The following is a 2634-nucleotide window of genomic DNA, read 5'->3' as shown; positions in this document are numbered from 1 at the left end:
CCGCCGGGCTGCCGACGGTCGCCACGAACAACGTGCACTACGCCACCCCCGGGCGGCGTCGGCTGGCCACCACCGTCGCCGCCGTGCGGGCCCGGCGCAGCCTGGACGAGATCGACGGTTGGCTGCCCGCCGCCGGCACCGCCCACCTGCGCAGCGGTGCCGAGATGGCGGCGCGCTTCGCCGCGTACCCGGGGGCGGTGGCCCGGGCCGCCGAGTTCGGCGCGGAACTCGCCTTCGACCTCCAGCTCGTCGCGCCCCGGCTGCCGGCGTACCCGGTGCCGCCGGGGCACACCGAGATGAGCTGGCTGCGGCACCTCACCGACGAGGGGGCGCGGGAACGCTACGGCCCGCGCGAGGCGCACCCGCAGGCGTACGCGCAGCTCGACCACGAGCTGAACATGATCGAGGAGCTGGGTTTTCCCGGCTACTTCCTGGTGGTCTACGACATCGTCGACTTCTGCCGGCGGGCGGACATCTACTGCCAGGGCCGGGGCTCGGCGGCGAACTCGGCGGTCTGCTACGCCCTGCGGATCACCAACGTGGACGCGGTGCGGCACCGGCTGCTGTTCGAGCGTTTCCTGGCCCCGGAACGCGACGGCCCGCCCGACATCGACGTGGACATCGAGTCCGACCGTCGGGAGGAGGTCATCCAGCACGTCTACGCCCGGTACGGGCGGGAGCACACCGCCCAGGTGGCCAACGTGATCTCCTACCGGCCCCGGTCGGCGGTGCGGGACGTGGCCAAGGCGTTCGGTTTCTCGCCGGGGCAGCAGGACGCGTGGAGCAAGCAGATCGACCGGTGGGGCGACGTGGCCACGGTGGACGTGCCGGAGATCCCCGAGCAGGTGATCGCGTACGCCAACGAACTGACTGGTGGCTCGGGGAGGTGGGCGGGCTTCCCCCGGCACCTCGGCATCCACTCCGGCGGCATGGTGATCTGCGACCGGCCGGTGATCGAGGTCTGTCCGGTGGAGTGGGGCCGGATGCCCGGCCGCAGCGTGCTCCAGTGGGACAAGGACGACTGCGCCGCCGTCGGCCTGGTCAAGTTCGACCTGCTCGGCCTGGGCATGCTCTCCGCGCTGCACTACGGGTACGACATGATCGGGATGAGTCTGGACCTCGGCGACATGTCGCTGGAGGATCCGGAGGTCTACGACATGCTCTGCCGGGCCGACTCGGTCGGGGTGTTCCAGGTGGAGAGCCGCGCCCAGATGGCCACGCTGCCCCGGCTGCGGCCCCGGACGTTCTACGACCTGGTGGTCGAGGTGGCACTGATCCGTCCCGGCCCGATCCAGGGCGGCTCGGTGCACCCGTACATCCGGCGCAAGAGCGGGCAGGAGCCGGTGACCTTCCCGCATCCGCTGATGCGCAACGCGTTGGAGAAGACGCTCGGCGTACCGCTGTTCCAGGAGCAGTTGATGCAGCTCGCCATCGACCTGGCCGGGTTCGACGCGGCCGGGGCCGACGAGTTGCGCCGGGCGATGGGGGCCAAACGGTCGGTGGAGCGGATGGCGAAGATCGCCGACCGGCTCTATCGCGGCATGGCCGAGCGCGGCATCACCGGCGAGCTGGCCGACGACGTCTACCGCAAGCTCACCGCGTTCGCCAGCTACGGTTTCCCGGAGAGCCACGCGATGAGCTTCGCCTATCTGGTCTACGCCAGTTCCTGGCTCAAGCGCTACCACCCGGGCCCGTTCCTGGCCGCGCTGCTCAGCGCCCAGCCGATGGGCTTCTACTCGCCGCAGACCCTGGTCGACGACGCCCGTCGGCACGGTGTGGAGGTACGCCGTCCGGACGTCAACGCAAGCGGCGCGAAGCCGGTGCTGGAGTCGACCCCGCAGACCCGCTGGGGCAGCCGGCCCGGTGAGCCGCCGCACGCCTGGGGGCTGGGCGGTCCGGCTGTACGGCTGGGGCTGTCCAGCGTGCGTACGCTCGGTGATCCGGTGGCCGAGCGGATCGAGGCGGAGCGGACGGCGCACGGGCCGTACCGCGACATGCCGGATCTGGCCCGGCGGGTGGGGCTGACCTCGGCTCACCTGGAGGCGCTGGCCACCGCGGACGCCTTCGCCTGTTTCGGACTGAGTCGGCGGCAGGCGCTCTGGGCGGCCGGCGCGGCGGCGCAGGACCGGCCGGATCGCCTGCCCGGCACGGTGACCGGCGCGACGGCGCCCACCCTGCCCGGCATGGAGGAGGTGGACCGGCTGGTCGCCGACGTGTGGGCCACCGGCCTGTCCCCGGAGCACCACCCGGCGCGGTTCATCCGTCCCCGGCTGGAGGCCCTGGGCGCGGTGCCGATCGACCGGCTGGGGCGGGTGGAGCCGGGCCGCCGGATCCGGGTCGGCGGCATCGTCACCCACCGGCAGCGCCCGGCCACCGCAGGTGGGGTCACCTTTCTCAACCTGGAGGACGAGACCGGCATGCTCAACGTCACCTGCTCCCCGGGGCTGTGGCAGCGGCACCGGCGGGTGGCCCGGACCAGCGCCGCGCTGGTGGTGCGCGGGCTGTTGCAGCGGCACGAGGGAGTGGTCAACCTGGTCGCCGACCGGCTGGACGCGATCGAGCCACCGGTCAGCCCCGCGTCCCGCGACTTCCGCTGACCGATCCGCCGCCGGCGGTGCGCCTCGCCGTCGGGCC

The 2634-nt window shown here is 72.9% G+C and carries 1 protein-coding gene; it reads left to right on the top strand.

Annotated features, from left to right (window positions below; genetic code table 11):
* Window positions 1-2597: error-prone DNA polymerase (locus tag EYA84_RS30200; RefSeq protein WP_131057592.1), on the top strand; the 2597-nt coding region annotated here is incomplete at its 5' end.
* Window positions 2598-2634 lie beyond the last annotated feature (37 nt).

The sequence above is a fragment of the Verrucosispora sp. SN26_14.1 genome, assembly GCF_004307965.1.
Taxonomy (GTDB): domain Bacteria; phylum Actinomycetota; class Actinomycetes; order Mycobacteriales; family Micromonosporaceae; genus Micromonospora.
Note: the sequence above shows the minus strand (reverse complement) of the source record. Positions and strands in the feature narration are given on the sequence as shown.